This is a genomic window from Hydrogenophaga sp. OTU3427 (genome assembly GCF_038440225.1).
Classification (GTDB): Bacteria; Pseudomonadota; Gammaproteobacteria; order Burkholderiales; family Burkholderiaceae_C; genus Hydrogenophaga.
Genome location: NZ_JASATI010000005.1, coordinates 19,640 through 34,280, shown reverse-complemented (window position 1 = coordinate 34,280; position 14,641 = coordinate 19,640). Strand labels below are relative to the sequence as shown.

14 protein-coding genes are annotated in these 14,641 nt (G+C 69.2%); 1 reads left to right on the top strand and 13 read right to left on the bottom strand.

All coding sequences use genetic code 11. The features are described from left to right. The first annotated feature begins 51 nt into the window (after positions 1-51). Positions 52-2,334 (top strand): patatin-like phospholipase family protein, encoded by a 2,283-nt coding sequence (locus AAHB17_RS04460; RefSeq protein ID WP_342129293.1) that lies wholly within the window; start codon positions 52-54, stop codon positions 2,332-2,334. Positions 2,335-2,343: 9 nt separating this feature from the next. Here AAHB17_RS04460 and AAHB17_RS04455 read toward each other — a convergent pair whose 3' ends face one another. From AAHB17_RS04455 to AAHB17_RS04395, 13 genes are all read right to left on the bottom strand, one after another. Beyond that, on the bottom strand, positions 2,344-2,745 hold the full coding sequence (locus AAHB17_RS04455; protein WP_342129292.1) for a MarR family winged helix-turn-helix transcriptional regulator: 402 nt from the start codon (positions 2,743-2,745) through the stop codon (positions 2,344-2,346). A 73-nt stretch (positions 2,746-2,818) separates the two neighbouring features. Further along, positions 2,819-3,655 carry an alpha/beta fold hydrolase gene (locus tag AAHB17_RS04450; RefSeq protein WP_342129291.1) on the bottom strand — a complete coding sequence of 279 codons (837 nt, stop codon included), beginning with the start codon at positions 3,653-3,655 and terminating at the stop codon, positions 2,819-2,821. 9 nt (positions 3,656-3,664) lie between these two features. Continuing rightward, positions 3,665-4,396: an ABC transporter ATP-binding protein gene (locus AAHB17_RS04445; protein ID WP_342129290.1), complete on the bottom strand. Its 732-nt coding sequence runs from the start codon at positions 4,394-4,396 to the stop codon at positions 3,665-3,667. Further along, on the bottom strand, positions 4,393-5,124 hold the full coding sequence (locus tag AAHB17_RS04440) for an ABC transporter ATP-binding protein (RefSeq protein ID WP_342129289.1): 732 nt from the start codon (positions 5,122-5,124) through the stop codon (positions 4,393-4,395). The genes AAHB17_RS04445 and AAHB17_RS04440 overlap by 4 nt, the downstream gene beginning before the upstream one ends. After that, positions 5,121-6,062 (bottom strand): branched-chain amino acid ABC transporter permease, encoded by a 942-nt coding sequence (locus tag AAHB17_RS04435; RefSeq protein ID WP_342129288.1) that lies wholly within the window; start codon positions 6,060-6,062, stop codon positions 5,121-5,123. The genes AAHB17_RS04440 and AAHB17_RS04435 overlap by 4 nt, the downstream gene beginning before the upstream one ends. A gap of 3 nt (positions 6,063-6,065) precedes the next feature. After that, positions 6,066-6,971 carry a branched-chain amino acid ABC transporter permease gene (locus AAHB17_RS04430; RefSeq protein ID WP_342129287.1) on the bottom strand — a complete coding sequence of 302 codons (906 nt, stop codon included), beginning with the start codon at positions 6,969-6,971 and terminating at the stop codon, positions 6,066-6,068. 79 nt (positions 6,972-7,050) lie between these two features. Continuing rightward, positions 7,051-8,250 (bottom strand): amino acid ABC transporter substrate-binding protein, encoded by a 1,200-nt coding sequence (locus tag AAHB17_RS04425; RefSeq protein ID WP_342129286.1) that lies wholly within the window; start codon positions 8,248-8,250, stop codon positions 7,051-7,053. 30 nt (positions 8,251-8,280) lie between these two features. Then, the gene (locus tag AAHB17_RS04420; RefSeq protein ID WP_342129285.1) at positions 8,281-9,132 is read right to left on the bottom strand and encodes an alpha/beta hydrolase; all 852 of its coding nucleotides are present in this window, start codon (positions 9,130-9,132) and stop codon (positions 8,281-8,283) included. A 2-nt stretch (positions 9,133-9,134) separates the two neighbouring features. Next, entirely contained in the window at positions 9,135-11,486 is a 2,352-nt protein-coding gene (locus AAHB17_RS04415; protein ID WP_342129284.1) for a xanthine dehydrogenase family protein molybdopterin-binding subunit, read from the bottom strand. Further along, positions 11,483-11,980: a (2Fe-2S)-binding protein gene (locus tag AAHB17_RS04410; RefSeq protein WP_342129283.1), complete on the bottom strand. Its 498-nt coding sequence runs from the start codon at positions 11,978-11,980 to the stop codon at positions 11,483-11,485. Before AAHB17_RS04410 ends, AAHB17_RS04415 begins: the two co-directional genes overlap by 4 nt. 8 nt (positions 11,981-11,988) lie before the next feature. Then, positions 11,989-12,843: an FAD binding domain-containing protein gene (locus AAHB17_RS04405; protein ID WP_342129282.1), complete on the bottom strand. Its 855-nt coding sequence runs from the start codon at positions 12,841-12,843 to the stop codon at positions 11,989-11,991. A 9-nt stretch (positions 12,844-12,852) separates the two neighbouring features. After that, entirely contained in the window at positions 12,853-13,446 is a 594-nt protein-coding gene (locus AAHB17_RS04400) for a CoxG family protein (protein ID WP_342129281.1), read from the bottom strand. A 16-nt stretch (positions 13,447-13,462) separates the two neighbouring features. Beyond that, positions 13,463-14,539 (bottom strand): hypothetical protein, encoded by a 1,077-nt coding sequence (locus AAHB17_RS04395; RefSeq protein WP_342129280.1) that lies wholly within the window; start codon positions 14,537-14,539, stop codon positions 13,463-13,465. Positions 14,540-14,641 lie beyond the last annotated feature (102 nt).

The following is a 14,641-nucleotide window of genomic DNA, read 5'->3' as shown; positions in this document are numbered from 1 at the left end:
CGGCGGCCTCTGGGTGTCTGCGGCGCGCGGGCGCGCCCTAAACTCCTGGTCATGCCTTTCTTTCGATCCTTCCGCGGCAACACACTCGGCCTGCTGCTGGGCCTGCTGGCCACGCTGCCGGCCCTGGCGCAGACCCCCGCGCCCCCACCAGCGCCCACGTTCACGCCGGCCGCCGACACGCCGCGCCCGCGCGTGGCCCTGGTGCTGTCCGGCGGCGGTGCGCGCGGCTTTGCCCACGTGGGCGTGCTCAAGGCACTGGAAGCGGCGCGTGTGCCGGTCGATCTGGTGGTCGGCACCTCCATGGGCGCCATCATTGGCGGCCTCTACGCCGCCGGTCTGAATCCCGACGAGCTGGAGCGCGAGCTGCTGGCGGTGGAGTGGTCGGCAATCTTCAACACGCGCGAGCCTCGCCAGATGCTGTCGCAGCGGCGCAAGGAAGAAGACTTCGAGTTCTCGCCGGTGCTGCAGCTGGGCTTTCGCGATGGTGAATTCCGGCTGCCCACCGGCGCCGTCTCCAGCCGCTCGCTGGAGATGCTGCTGCGCCGCTACACCCTGGGCACGCGCCAGCTGCGCGACTTCGACGCCCTGCCCACGCCCTTCCGCGCCATCGCCACCGACATGGAAAACGGCCAGGCGGTGGTGCTGGAGCGCGGTGACCTGGCGGCCGCGCTGCGCGCCAGCATGTCGGTGCCAGGCGTGTTCGCGCCACTGGAGGTGGACGGTCGCATCCTCGGCGACGGCGGCCTGGTCAACAACCTGCCGGTCGACGTGGCGCGCCGACTCGGCGCCGACGCGGTGATCGCGGTCAACATCGGCACGCCGCTGGCCGGGCGCGAAACGCTGGGCAGCGTCATCGGCGTGAGCGCGCAGATGATCAACATCCTGACCGAGCAGAACGTGCAGCGCAGCCTCGCCAGCCTGACGCCGCGCGACCTGCTGCTGGCGCCGCCGCTGGGCCGGCTCAGTTCGGCCGACTTCGACAAGGCCTCCGACCTGGTGGCGCTGGGCCGCGACTTCGCCAGCAAGGCCGGCCCGGACCTGGCGCGTTTTGCGGTCGCCCCGGCGGACTACGAGGCCTGGCGGGCACAGCGCCGCCAGGCCAGCAACGCCCATCCACCGCCCACGCAGCTGGCCTTCGTCGGCATCGAGGGCGTCAAGCCCGAGCGCGTGCCGCGCCTGCGCACCCAGATCGAGGCCAGCGCCGGCCAGGCCATGGACCCGGCCCTGGCCGAGCAGGACCTGCAACGCCTGGCCGCCAGCGGCGACTACATGCGCGCCGACTACCGGCTGGCCACCACCGCCGATGGCGAGGGGCTGGTCTACCAGCTCACCGAAAAGGACTGGGGCCGCAACCACTTCCGGCTCGGGCTGGACCTGCGCACCGACTTCCAGGGCCAGGGCGCCTTCAACCTGCGCATCAGCCACAACCGGCACTGGATCAACGACCAGGGCGCCGAGTGGCGCAACCGCGTCCAGCTGGGCGAGAAAAGCGGGCTCTACTCCGAGCTCTACCAGCCGCTGGACCGCAGCGCGGGCTACTTCGTCTCGGGCTACGTCGACCACTGGCTGCGCCGCTTCGACCTCTACGACGCCGACAACAACGTGGCGGTGGTCTACCGGCGCCGCGAGTCCCGGCTGGGCCTGGACCTGGGCACCACGCTGGGCCGCGACGGCGCGTTTGGCGACGCCCGCCTGGGCTGGTTTGGCGCCCGCCGCGTGACCACGCCCGAGATCATCGCCGGCTTCGACAGCGGCGAAATCGAACGGCTGGCCTGGAACGAACAAGGCCTGCGCCTGGCCGTGGTGTCCGACCAGCTGGATTACGCCAACTTTCCGTTGGCCGGCTACCGGGTGCGCGCCGAGGCCATCACCGGCCGCCGCGACCTGCTCGGCGCGCGCCAGGGCTTTCACCGCCAGGAGCTGACCGCCACCTACGTCAGCAGCTTCGACCGCGACACCTTCAACCTGCACCTGCGCCTGGCCCGCTCCAGCTCCTTGCCGGTGGGCGCGCTCGACGAGTATTCGCTGGGCGGCTTCCAGCAGCTCTCGGGCTACCGGGTCGGCCAGGTCGTCGGCAACAACCTGCTCTTCACCCGCCTGACCCACTACCGGCGCCTGGACCTCAACCCCGGCATCGCCCGCGCGCTGTTCGCTGGCGGCTCGCTGGAGCTGGGCAACGCCTGGCCACGCGGCAGCGCCATGCGCCTGCGCGACCTGCGCCTGGGCAGCAGCCTCTTCCTGGGGGCCGACACCGCCGTGGGACCGGTCTACCTGGCGCTGGTGCATGCGCCGCGCGGCTTCACGGGCGTGTATTTCTTCCTGGGGCGGCCGTAGCCCCGGTGGTCAGCCGCCCAGCAGGCAATGCCCCATGGCCGCCAGCGGCCAGGCCGGCAGCCGCGACAAGGGGCCCTTGAGGCCACGCTCCATCGCCAGCACCAGGCGCTGGCCTGCCTCGGTCAGCTGGACGGTGGCGGCCCGCCGGTCCAAGGGACTGCGGACACGGCGCACCAGCAGCTGGCGCTCGAGTTCGTCGACACAACGGATGACCTGGGACCGCTCCAGGCGCAACGCGTGCACCAGCGACTTCAAGGGCAAGGCGCCAGCCGCGGCCTGCAGGCGGGCCAGGGCCTCGTAGGCCTTGTTCGTCAGCCCGTAGGCGGCCACCAGTGGCCGTATGCACAACTCGATCTGCGCCGCTGTGGCCCGCATGTCGTCGGCCAGGCGCAACGCGTCGGTGGCGCTCATGCCGCGCAGGGCGCAACCGTCGCAGCGCGGGGCGGCCGCCGCGCCGCCCCTCACCGGCCGCGCCCACTTCGGTTCAGAGGGTGGCGAGGCGGGGCGCATCGGCATGGCCGGCGTGGCGCAGCAGCCAGTCCAGGGCGGCGCGGTTGAAGGCGGTGGGGTTCTCGATGTTGCTCAGGTGCCCGGCCTCGGGCAACACGCTCACCGGCGCCCCGCCCAGCTTCGCCGCCATCTCGAAGTGCATGGCGGGCGGCGTGAGTGGGTCGTCGGCGCCGACGATGAAGTGCGCGGGCGCCGTGATCCGCGCGATGTCGCCAAGGTCGGCCTGCGCCACCGTGGCCTCCAACGACTTGATGTAGGACGCCGGGTGCAGCGCCGCGATGCTGCGGGCCAGGGTTTCGATGTGCTCCGGCCGTGCCATGACACCGGCCAGCGAGCGGGCCACCGGCCAGGCGATGTCGGCGGGCGTCTGGCCCGCCAGCAAGGGCGCCTTGCGGCTGTTGACGAAGTCGATCCGCTGCTGAGGGGTGAAGGCTGAAAAGCCTTCGTGGGTGTCCACCAGCGTCAGCGTACCGACGCGCTCGGGGTGAATCAGGGCGGCCCGCATGGCGATGCGCCCGCCCATGGACAGGCCCAGCAGGTGGGCCTTGCGCACACCGAAGTGGTCCAGCACGCGCAACACGTCACCGACAAAATCATCGAAGGCCAGCTCACCGTCGTAGTCGTCGCTCAGCCCATAGCCACGCGCGTCCCAGGCGGCGAAGCTGAAGTGCTCGGCGAAGGCGGCGCTCTGGCCGCTCCAGTTGGTCCGGTTGCCGCCGATGCCGTGCATCAGCAGCACCAGCGGGCCGTGGCCCGCCAGCTCCAGTGCGATGCGCGGCGCGCCCGCCACATGGATGGTTCGTGTTGGCATGTCCATCGCTCACAGGCCCAGGTAGGCCTCGCGGATGCGAGGGTCGTTCTGCAGCTCGTCGCAAGGGCCCTGCGCCGCCACGCGGCCGTTCTCGATGACGTAGGCGTAGTCCGCGGCGGCCAGGGTCTTGCGCACATCCTGCTCGGCCAGCAACAGCGTCAGGCCATCGGCACGCAGCCGCTTGATGAGGTCGAAGATCTGGACGCAGATCAGCGGCGCCAGGCCCAGCGTGGGCTCGTCCAGCAGCATCAGCCGGGGCTCGGCCATCATGCCGCGCCCGATCGCCAGCATCTGCTGCTCGCCACCCGACAGCGTGGCGGCCGCCTGCGACTCGCGCTCCCTGAGCTTGGGGAACACATCGAAGACACGCTCCAGGTTGCGCTTCCAGCGCGCCCGCACGCGCGGGTTGATGCCGCCCAGGCGCAGGTTCTCGCGCACCGTCAGGCTGGGGAAGACCATGCGGCCCTCCGGCACCAGGACCAGGCCGTCGAGCACGCGCCGGTGGCTTGGGTGGCGGGTCATGTCGCCGCCCTCGAATTGCAGCGAGCCCCGGGTGACCGGCACCAGTCCCGAGAGGGCCTTCATCAGCGTGGTCTTGCCGGCGCCGTTGGCGCCCAGCAAGGCCGTGACCTGGCCGGCCGGCACCTTCAGCGTGATGCCGTGGAGGATTTCGGAGGCGCCGTAACCGGCGACGACGTCGCGCACGTCCAGCATGGCAGTGGAGGAGGAAAGCTTGCTCATGCGTGGGACTCGCCAAAATACACCGACAGCACCTTGCTGTTGGCGCCAATCTCCTGCGGCGTGCCCTGGGCGATCAGCTGCCCGCGGTCCAGCACCACGATCTGGTCGCTGAGGTCCATGAGCGCACGCATGACGTGTTCAATGATCAGGATGGTGAGACCCCTCTCCTGATGGATGTGGCGCAGGGTCTCCAGCATCTGCAGCACCTCGGTGGGTGTCAGGCCGGCCATCACCTCGTCCAGCATCAGCAGCTCGGCGCCGGTCGCGATGGCGCGCGCCACCTCGAGCCGTTTCTGGCCCGAGAGGGTCAGCGTCGACGCCGGCTGTTGGGCCGCCTCGGCCAGGCCCACGGCCCGCAGGATGGCATGGCTGTCGGCATCGGCCCGCGCGACGCTGCGGTGCTGCGCACGGCCAAAAAAGGCGGCGGTGCGCAGGTTCTCCATCACCGTGAGGCCGGCGAACGGGCGCACGATCTGGAAGGTGCGGGCCACGCCCAGCCGGCAGACCTGGTCGGGCCGCAGGCCGCCCAGGGGCTGGCCGTCGAAGACGATCTCGCCCGAAGTCGGCCGGTTGTTGCCGGCGATGAGCGAGAACAGCGTGGTTTTCCCTGCGCCGTTGGCGCCCATCACGCCCACGATCTGGCCACGCTCGACGTCGAAGGACACATCCGAGACCGCTTGCAGGCCGCCGAAGCGTTTGCCCAGTTTTCTGACCGACAGCAGGGTCATGGCAGCACCTCCACCGGGCGCGACTGGCGCGCCCGCCGCTCTTGCCACAGGCCCCACAGACCATTGGGCAGCACCAGCACGAACACCATGAGGATGGCGCCCAGGATCAGCATGTAGACCAGCGGCGCCTGGGCCCAGAGGACCTCGGACAGCAAGGTCAGGAAGACCACGCCCAGCAAGGGCCCCTTGGGCGAATCGCCGCCGCCGAGCAAGGCCATGGCGATGACGGTGACCGAGATCATGGGATCGAACACCTGGCCGGCGACGAAGTAGGTCGAGCGCAAGGCCATGACACCGCCCACCATGCCCGGGATGGCGGCCGACAGCACGAAGGCGGTCAGCTTGAAACGCGCCACCGGCACGCCCACGGTTTCGGCCGCTTCCTCGTTCTCGCGCAGCGAACGCAAGCCATGGCCGAAACGCGAGCGGCTGACGGCGGCCAGCAAGACGACGGATGCGACCGCCAGCGCCAGCATCAGGCCGTAGACCAGCCACAGCTCGGGTGTGCCAAACAGGATGCGGCTGGCCACGCCCGAGGCCGCCTCGCCGGTCACGATGCTGTACTTGACCAGCTCCGCCAGCCCGAAGGTCAGGATGACAAAGTACGGCCCGCGCACCCGCATGACCGGCAGGCCAACCAGGAAGGCGAACACCGCGGCCAGCAGCCCGGCACCGGGAATGGACAGCCACAGGGGCACGGCCTGCCAGGAGATGACCACCAGGTAGGCACCCATGCCGTAGAACACCACCAGGCCCAGCGACACGTAGCCGGTCAGCTGGGAGAGCACACACCAGCTCTGCGTGAGCGCCACCCACATCAGCAGCGTCAGGCCCACACCCACTATGTAGTCGTTGGCCACGAGCGGCAGCCCGGCCAGGGCCACGATGGCCAGCGCGCCCGCCGCCCAGGTGGAGAGATCAGAACGGTTTTGTTTCACGTTTCACTTCCGGGAAAAGGCCGAGCGGCTCAGCAGGCCGTTGGGAAACAGCAGCAGGGCCAGCACGAAAACGCCGTACAGGAGCACCGAGCGGAAGGTGGCCGATGTCAGTGCGACACCGTAGGTTTCGATGGCGCCCAGCAACAAGGCCGCCACCAGGCCGGCCATCAGGTTGCCCAGGCCACCGAGGATGATGACGATGAAGCCGGCGATGGTCAGCGGGAAACCCACGAAGGGAGAGAACTGCTCCAGCATGGACACCAGCACACCGGCCAGCGCCGCGCTGCCAAAGCCCAGCGCGAAGCTCAGCCACTGCACGCGGTTCACGTCCACGCCCACGACGTAGGCGGCCTCGCGCCGCTCGATGAGCGCGCGCATGGACAGGCCGGTGGCGCTGAAGCCCAGGAACACCGCCACCACCAGGCAGGCCCCGGCGGCGACCACCAGGGCCAGCAGGCGGTTGCCCGTCATGGCCACGTCGCCCAGGCGCACGATCTGGTCCAGGTAGGTGTAGGCCTGGCTGTTGGGGGAGTACAGCAGGGCCACGGCGTTCTGGATGACGATGGACAGCCCGAAGAACAGCAGCAGCGAATTGCCTTCCATGCGGCTGGCCGCGCCTTGCCGGCCCGACAGCAAGCGCTTGAAGAGCAGCTTGTAGGTGACGTAGCCCGCCAGCGCACCCATGAGGGCCACCATGGGCAGCGCCAGCAGGGGCGACACGCCCAGCAGGCTGTAGGCCCAGAACGCGGCGTAGGCGCCCAGCATGACCACGTCCCCATGGGCGACGTTGAGCATGCGCATGGTGCCGTAGACCAGGTTCAGGCCCAAGGCCACGAGGGCGTAGATGGAGCCGGTCAGCAAGGCGGCGAACAGCAGTTGGCCGGAGAACAAGACATCAAGCAGCGACATGGGCAGCCTCTCACAAATGGCGGTACGCCAGGCCGGTGGCGGGGCGGCACCCGGGGGCGCCGCCTCGCACCGGAACAACTCACCAGGCCTTCTTGGGCTGGTAGGGCGCGGTCGCCATGGCCGGTGGCCAGACGATCTGCAGCCGGCCCTTCTGGTTCTGCACGAAGGCCGTCGGCGTGATGGCGTTCTGCACGCCATCGAACCGGACCTTGCCGTTGATGGTGTCGAAGGTCTCGCGGCCGATGAAGTCGCGGATCCGGGCCTTGTCGAGGCCGTTCTTCGCCACCGCCGCCTCCAGGATCTCCAGCGACATCCAGGCCAGCGCCGAGTTCAGGAAGTCGGGCTCCTCGTTGAACTTCTTCAGGTAGGCGTCGTAGAAGGCTTGCGAGCCTTTCCACTCGGCCTTGGGTACCCAGTGGGCGATGGTGACCACACCGTCGGCCGAGCTGGCGCCCACCGCCTTGGGGAAGAACGCATCGCTCGGGCCGATGGCGATGAACTGGAAGGGGCTGGCGATGCCCAGCTCCTTGGCCTGCTTGGCGTACAGGACCGAATCGCCTGGGTAGGCCAGCGCCATCACCGCGTCGGGGTTGGCCTGGCGGACCTGTGTCAGCAGCGAGGTCATGTCCTTGATGTCCGGCGGGTAGTCGGTGCTGAGCTTGATCTCGATGCCGGCCTTCTTGAGTTCGGGTTCGAGGAAGTTCTTGATCTCCTTGGTGAACGGCAGCACGTTCGCGATGACGGCCACGCTCTTCACGTTCTGCGCCTTGAGCATGGCCGCCATTTCGGCGCCAATGCGGTCGGGGATGGCCGAGGTCGGGAACCAGATGTAGCCCGGCTTGACCTGGCGCAGCGAGACCGACGCCGCCGTGTTGCCCACCATCGGGAACTTGTACTTCTCCAGCACCGGGGCGATGGAGATCTGGAACGGCGTGCCCCAGGGCGCCAGCAGCAGGTCGACCTTGTCGTCGGTGATCAGTTTTTCGTAGATGCGCACCGCCTGGTCCGGCTTGGACTGGTCGTCATAGACCACAAATTCCACGCGCCGCCTGACGCCGCCCACGTCCATGCCACCCCGGGCATTGACCTGTTCGCGCCACAGCTCGTAGGTGTTCATCTGCGAGGGCGTGGCGTTGGCCAGCATGCCGGTGCGGGCCATCGAGAAGCCGAGCCGCAGTGGCGCGCCGGCCTGGGCGCTGGCCGCGCCGGAAGCCACCACGAGCGTGGCCGCGGTGATGGCGCTGAGCACCGTGCGACGGGATGGGAAGGGCAGTGTCATTGAAGACTCCATGGGTTGGTCAATTGCGTGTCACTTGGCGCCGGTCTGGCGCATCCACTGGGCGGCCCGGGCGGGCCAGCCACGCTCACCGTGCTCACCACAGGCCAGGCTGGCACCGAAGTGGTCACAATCCGCGAGCACCTGCCGCTGCACCGGCACGCCGTGGCGCTGGAGCAGGTCCTCCATGTCGATGGCCTGCGCGATCAGGTGGTCAAAATCCCGCTCGCCGTGCGCCATGAAAAAGGGGGGCGTCACCGCGGCATCGATGAGCAGGGCCGGCGAGGCGTGGAGCTCGTTGTCGGCCGCTTCGCCGAGAAAACGCGGCCGCGCGCTCAGACCGCTGCCGGCGCCGAACCGGTACACGCCGGAGACCGGCAGGCAGCCCGCCACCAGGCCCAGCGGCAGGTGACGCCTGGCGCGCCAGCCCTGGGTCACGGCCAGCAGGGCCGCCAAATGCCCGCCGGCGGAATGCCCGCCCACGAACAGGCGCCCGGGGGGGGTGCCGAGGCGGTGCATGTTGTCGTGCACCCAGGCCAGCGCGTCCGCGGCATCGTCCAGGCCCGTCGGAAACACATGACCGGGCGCCAGCCGGTAGCCGGGACACACCAGGGTGATGCCCTGCGCCAGCAGGGACGGCGCCATGAAGTACATCCACTCCTTGTAGCCGCTGGTCCAGCCGCCGCCGTGCAGGAAGACCAGCACGCCCCGTGGCGTGCCCGGCGCGGGAAACACCGTCAGCGTCTGGTACGGGTCCGGCCCATAGGCAAAGGTTTCACCGTGGCAGCGCGCCAGCACGCCCTCGCCGCGCGCCAGGCACTGCGCGGCATAGGCCGCGCCCACGGGCGACAGGGGCTCCTGCGCGGGGTAGTGGTCGAGTCGCATGTTCAACCCCACGCGGGTTCGGTGGACGGCAGGCCCAGGTGGGCGTCCAGCACGCGTTCGGCGCTCAGCGGCAGGCGCCGGATGCGCGCGCCGCCCAGCGCATGGGAGACCGCGTTCGCGATGGCCGCGGCCACCGTGTTGATGCCGATCTCGCCCACGCTCTTGGCGCCAAAGGGCCCTGTGCCGTCGCCGGATTCGACGATGTAGGCGCGCAGCGTGGCGGGCAGTTCCGCGAAGGTCGGGATCTTGTAGTCCATCAGGCTGGGGTTGGCCAGGCGCGCGCCATCCCACACCATCTCCTCGGTCAGCGCGTAGCCCATGCCCTGCACGAACGCGCCGTCGATCTGGCCCTTGACCATCTGGGGGTTGATGGCCTTGCCAACGTCGCAGGCCGACCAGGCCCCGATGACCTTGACCTTGCCAGTGGCCTCGTCCACTTCCACCTCGACCACCAGCGCGCCGAAGCAGAACACGCCAATGCGGGGGAAAGGCAGGCCCACGGCGACGCTGCGCTTGGGGTCCAGGGTCGGCTGATCGAAGACCCAGCTGTGTTTGCCGATCAGCGGGCCGCCCACGGCCCAGTGGGCGCGCCCCGACACCGCCGCCAGGCTGACCTGCCGCCCCGGCTGACCGACCACGCCGATGTGGCCGCCGTCGCGCAGCTCGAGTTGATCCAGCGGGGCGCCCAGCATCTCGGCCGCGTGGACCTTGGCCTGGGCCACGATGTCCTGTGCGGCGGCCACCACCGAGGTGCCGGTGACGTACGTCACGCGGCTGGCGGTGGTGCCCCAGTTGTAGGGCGAGCCGTCGGTGTCCGGGCTGGCGATGGCCACCTTGTCCAGGGGCAACTTCAGGGCCTCGGCGCACATCTGGAGCAGCACCGTGTTGGAGCCCTGGCCGATGTCGACCGCGCCGGTGTTCAGGATGGCGGTGCCGTCCTCCAGCAGGCGCACGATGGCACCCGATGACAGCAGGCCGCTGATGTGCCCGGCGGTGGCCATGCCCACGCCCCGGCGCTTGCCCTTGGCGCTGCGCGCCGGCTCACGCTTCCGGGCCCAGCCGGACTCGCGCACCACCGTCTCCATGCACTCGGCGAGCCCGTTGGAGGTCAGCGCCTGGCCGCCGAACCAGACGTCGTTCGGTCCCAAGGCATTGCCGGCGCGCATCTGCGCCGGGTCCAGCCCCAGGCGTTCCGCGATCTCGTCGATCTGCTGCTCGCTGGCGAAGGTGACCTGGGGCACGCCAAAGCCGCGCATGGCGCCAAAACGCATCTTGTTGGTGTAGGCCACGCGGCCGTGCGCATGGACGTTGGGAATGCGGTAGGGGCCACAGTTCATGAGCAGGGCATACCCCAGCACACCCGGGCTGTCGTCGCCGTAGGCGCCGCCGTCCAGCACCAGCTCCACCTCGCGCGCCAGCAGCCTGCCGTCACGGGTGGCGCCGGTCTTCATGCGGATGTGGAAGGGATGGCGGGCGCGCACCGACTCGAAGTCTTCCTCGCGGCTCATGATGAGGCGCACGGGGCGCTTGCTCTTCATCGCCAGCAGCACGGTGACGGGCTGCACATGCGCCTCCATCTTGTTGCCGAAACCGGCGCCAATGCGCGGCGTGAGGCAACGCACGCGCGACATCGGCAAACCCAGCGTCTCGCACACGCTGGCCTGGACGCGGAACACCGACTGGTTGGCCGACCACAGGCTCACGCGGCCGCTGGCGTCCACTTCGGCGAGCGCGCCACACGGCTCGATCGACAGGTGGGCCTGGGCCTGGGTCTGGAACACGCCCTCGACCACCACGTCGCACTGGGCCCAGGCTTGCGCGGCGTCGCCCTGGCCCAGTTCGGTGCGGGCGCAGGTGTTGTGGTGCGTGCCGGATTCGAAGACCGTTTCGTAGTCGTGCGAGTGCTCGTGAACCGCAGGGCTGTGGGGCTTCAGCGCCTCGATGGGGTCGACCACGGCGGGCAGGTCCTCGTAGTCCACCCGGATCAGCTGGGCCGCGCGGCGCGCGATGGCCTCCGTGTCGGCCGCCACGGCGGCCACGATTTCGCCCACGTAGCGCACCTTGCCCTTGGCCATCGCCGGCTCGTCCTTGACGAAGGCGCCCATGCGGTGGGCCGCGTCGATGTCGTCGCCGGTGACGATGGCCCGCACGCCGGGCAAGGCCAGGGCCTCGCTCAGTTCGTAGCCAAGGATGCGCGCGTGGGGGTGCGGGCTCTGCAGCAAGGCGCCATGCAGCATGCCCGGACGACTCAGGTCGGCGATGTACTGGGCGGAGCCGTCCAGCTTCTCGGCGGCCTCCAGCTGGGGCACCGAACGCCCAACGGTCATCAGGGACGGGACAGATGCGGTCGTCATGCGAACTTCTCCTGGCCGCTGAGTGCCTGTGCGGCCGCGTCGACGGCGGCGATGATGCTGACGTAGCCGGTGCAGCGGCAGAGGTTGCCGGACAAGTGGCCCCGCACATCGGCCTCGGTGGGGCGGGGGTTGTGCTTCAACAGTGCATAGGCGCTGATCAGCATGCCGGGCGTGCAGAAGCCACACTGGAAAGCTCCGCCCGAGGCGAAGGCGGCCTGCAGCGCCTGCATCACCGGGTCTCCGCGCAGGCCTTCCAGCGTCTGGATGGCTCTGTCCTCTGCGTTCTGCGACAGGGTCAGGCAGGCCCGCGCGGTCCTGCCGTCGATCAGCACGGTGCAGGCGCCACACACGCCCTGGTTGCAACCGCGTTTGGCGGCGGTCAGGCACAGATCCTCGCGCAAGGTGCTGAGCAAGGTCCCGGTCAGCGGTGCCACGGCGCGCTGCGCGACGCCATTGACGTTCAACTGCACCGGCCAGCCGCCGTCGGTTTCCATGATCCGATTCACTGCGCACCTCCCATCTCATCGTCGAGTTGTCGAACGGCCGACACCAACATGCGTGGAATCAACCGGCGCCGGTAGTCGGCGGTCCCCCTCACGTCGTCCAGCGGGTCCGCCAGTTCGACCAACAGCGCGGCCGCGCGGACCAGGCTCGCCTCGTCCCGGGCGGCGCCCAGTGCCTGGTCGACATCGGCATGCGACAGGGGCGTGGGGCCGCAGCCACCGATGGCGACACGCCAGGTGCCACTGGCACTGGCGCAGACAGCCACCGAGGCCGTGGCGTAATCGCCCACCACGCGGGCGTGCTTGAGGTAGAGGCCGTGGCCGGTCGCATGGGATGCCGGCAGGACCACCGCCGTCACGATCTCGCCCGGCGCCAGCGCGGTGGTGTACCAGTCGACAAAAAAGTCCTTCGCCGGGACCGACCGCTCGCCGGCCGCGCCGGCGATGTGCACCTCGGCGCCCACCGCCACCAGCGCGGGCGGGTAGTCCAGGCCGGGGTCGGCGAATGAAATGGAGCCACCGATGGTGCCCATGTTGCGCACCGTGGCGTTGGCGATCTGAGACGCCGCGTGCGACACCAGGCGGCGGGTGCCGGTCGTGAGCCGGCTTTCCGCGGTCTCGCGGTGGCGGGTGAAGCCGCCGATGCGGATGCGGCCATCCGCCAATTCGGTGATGCCCTTGAGTTCCGGAATGCCCGCCAGGCTGACCAGCTGCTCGGGCGCGATGACGCGTGCGTTGATCATCGCCACCAGCGTGGCGCCGCCCGAGATGGGCTTGGCCTCGGGATGGCGGGCCAGCAGCTCGACGGCCTCCGCCACGCTGCGCGGCCTGAACAAGGTTGGGTGGGTGTCCATAAGGCCTCTTCAGGAGGAACGTGCCGATGCGCCGGTGAGCGCCAGCCACAGGCGCCGCCACCACGGCAGGCTGGCCTCGACGGTCCGCGGCGCGGGGGCTTGCACGGGGGCCTGTGCGGGCGCGGCTGCCGGCTCGACCGCGGCCGTGGCGGCATCGGCCTGCAGCGCTTCGAGACGGGCGCGCAAGTTCTCCGCGAACTCGTCGCCCATGCTCTGGGCCTTCTTCTTCATCATGCCCAGGGCAAAACGCCCCAGGCGCCCGGTGATGTTGACCTCGGACTTGTAGCTCACGAGGGTGGCGGTGCCGACCGGCGTCAGGGTGACCACGCTCTCGGATTGCAGCGAACTCGCCCGCCCGCCCTCCTCGCCCTTGGTGAGCGACCAGATGTTGTGCTCGTCGCGCCGGGTGATCTCCACGCGGAGGTCAAACTGGGCCTTGATGCCGGCCATGGCGATGACCACCACCGCGCGGTACTGGTCGTCGGCGAGGCGCTCCAGCGTCTCGCAACCGGGCAGGCACGAGGCCATCAGACTGGCATCGAGCAAGTGCACCATCAGCGCCTGGGGCGGCGCCGCGACCTCGAACTGTCCTTCGATCTGCATGGGGTCTTCTCGCTGGTTAACGCGCGACGCGGGGGACGACCATCTTCGGATCGACCACGCGGCCATCCTTCACCACCACGTTGCCATCGAGCGCGATGGTGCAATCGCGCATGGGCACGTCATAGTGGCCGCGCGTCACGCGTTTGCCGCCACCCTGGCTGTTGGGGCCGGTGGAGAACAGAAAATTGCCGGGGAAGCTGCGCGAGGCGGCGCGGTTGCGTTCGGGGCTGTCGCCGTAGAGGGCGATCGAGTCCCAACGGGCCTGCGGGTTCAGGCCCCAGCCCAGGTGCGAAATGGCGACGGGGTCGCGGTCGTCCTCACTGGTCTTGCCCTCGGCCAGCCAGTCGCGCATCAGCTTGGCCTCCAGGCCGCCCCGGATGGAAGTGATGTGGCCGCCTTCGATGTCCAGCTCGATGGCGTCCTGCACATAGCGGCAGTAAGGCAGGATGATGATGTCGCCCGGCGCGATCACCACGCGGCCACGCGCGCTGCCTTCGTTCGGGAAGGTGTGCAGCAGGCCCACACCCCAGTGGTCGAAGCGGCCGGGTTCGTCGGCCATGCCGTACTGGCTCATCACCGGGTATTCACCGCACTCGTAGACCAGATCGGTGCCGGCCGCGCTGGTGACCCGCACCTGGCGCGTTTTTTCATACAGGCGATGGGCATGCAGCACGGCCTCCTTGAGGCCCGGGGGCGACTGCAGCTGCTCCAGTTCGTCGGGCGCGTCGATGATCATCTGTACACGCACGCCGTGGTTCATGACTTCCTTGAGCCACTTCGAGAACAGCGGCACGTGGAAGATCAACACCATGTCACAGGCCATCAGGGCCTCCATCGTGCCCTTGCATTGACCAATCGTGGGCACGCCCACCTTGGTCCAGCCCGGGATGGTGTTGACGCACATCTCGTAGATGTCGATGCCCAAAGCATCGGCGGCGGCGAAGGCCGCCTGGATGTACTCGCGGCGCGTGCCGATGTCGCTCACGATGGCCACGGTCTGCCCCGGCGCCAGCTTGCACAGCTCGAACTGCTTCTTGTACAGGCCCATGAGTTTGGCCGGATTGACTTCGGGGGTGCGGATGGCTGACTGCATTGCTACTCCATGGTTGATCGACGTCACTGTCGCGTTGGATGGCATGTTATGGGTCGCGTTTTTGGGTGTCAATAGAGAATGGCATTCTTTTTTGAAAATTTA

Bases quoted from the DNA above. Each gene is read 5' to 3' on its own strand.
- AAHB17_RS04425 (WP_342129286.1), bottom strand. From the start codon at position 8,250: ATGACACTGCCCTTCCCATCCCGTCGCACGGTGCTCAGCGCCATCACC.
- AAHB17_RS04450 (WP_342129291.1), bottom strand. From the start codon at position 3,655: ATGCCAACACGAACCATCCATGTGGCGGGCGCGCCGCGCATCGCACTG.
- AAHB17_RS04405 (WP_342129282.1), bottom strand. From the start codon at position 12,843: ATGGACACCCACCCAACCTTGTTCAGGCCGCGCAGCGTGGCGGAGGCC.
- AAHB17_RS04420 (WP_342129285.1), bottom strand. From the start codon at position 9,132: ATGCGACTCGACCACTACCCCGCGCAGGAGCCCCTGTCGCCCGTGGGC.
- AAHB17_RS04445 (WP_342129290.1), bottom strand. From the start codon at position 4,396: ATGAGCAAGCTTTCCTCCTCCACTGCCATGCTGGACGTGCGCGACGTC.
- AAHB17_RS04455 (WP_342129292.1), bottom strand. From the start codon at position 2,745: ATGAGCGCCACCGACGCGTTGCGCCTGGCCGACGACATGCGGGCCACA.
- AAHB17_RS04395 (WP_342129280.1), bottom strand. From the start codon at position 14,539: ATGCAGTCAGCCATCCGCACCCCCGAAGTCAATCCGGCCAAACTCATG.
- AAHB17_RS04400 (WP_342129281.1), bottom strand. From the start codon at position 13,446: ATGCAGATCGAAGGACAGTTCGAGGTCGCGGCGCCGCCCCAGGCGCTG.
- AAHB17_RS04460 (WP_342129293.1), top strand. From the start codon at position 52: ATGCCTTTCTTTCGATCCTTCCGCGGCAACACACTCGGCCTGCTGCTG.
- AAHB17_RS04430 (WP_342129287.1), bottom strand. From the start codon at position 6,971: ATGTCGCTGCTTGATGTCTTGTTCTCCGGCCAACTGCTGTTCGCCGCC.
- AAHB17_RS04415 (WP_342129284.1), bottom strand. From the start codon at position 11,486: ATGACGACCGCATCTGTCCCGTCCCTGATGACCGTTGGGCGTTCGGTG.
- AAHB17_RS04410 (WP_342129283.1), bottom strand. From the start codon at position 11,980: ATGGAAACCGACGGCGGCTGGCCGGTGCAGTTGAACGTCAATGGCGTC.
- AAHB17_RS04440 (WP_342129289.1), bottom strand. From the start codon at position 5,124: ATGACCCTGCTGTCGGTCAGAAAACTGGGCAAACGCTTCGGCGGCCTG.